The sequence below is a fragment of the Pseudomonas sp. P7759 genome (genome assembly GCF_013386445.1).
Classification (GTDB): domain Bacteria; phylum Pseudomonadota; class Gammaproteobacteria; order Pseudomonadales; family Pseudomonadaceae; genus Aquipseudomonas; species Aquipseudomonas azotoformans_A.
In genome coordinates, this window is the sequence record NZ_JACART010000116.1 from 1 (window position 1) to 313 (window position 313).

At 59.7% G+C, this 313-nt stretch carries 1 protein-coding gene; it reads right to left on the reverse strand.

Annotated features, from left to right (window positions below; translation table 11 throughout):
• Positions 1 to 122: 122 nt before the first annotated feature.
• The coding region (locus HX823_RS31470; protein WP_371317997.1) for a DUF6124 family protein at positions 123 to 313 on the reverse strand (191 nt) is incomplete at its 5' end.

Genomic DNA, 313 nt, shown 5'->3' on the forward strand with positions numbered 1-313 from the left:
GGCCAGCGGGTTTGACGGGGCGCCTGAGATCAAAATCAAGAGCGACTCGCTTCGCATCGTGGATGCGCTTTTTGGTTTCTGTAGATACCGGCTTGCCGGCGAAAAACGTGAGGACGCCGTGTTCAGGCAGTGGTAGGCGAAGGTTTCAGGCACGCGATGGAGCGATCCACCGTCGTCTTGGCCATTTCCAGTAAATGCCACACCGCCAGGATCTTAGCCCGCTCGGGGCTGGGCAGCAGCTCGCCGCAATCCAATGCAGTCGCTGAAGCGCTGTCGAGCAAACTGGCGGTGTAGAGCAGGGCGTCTTCGAAGC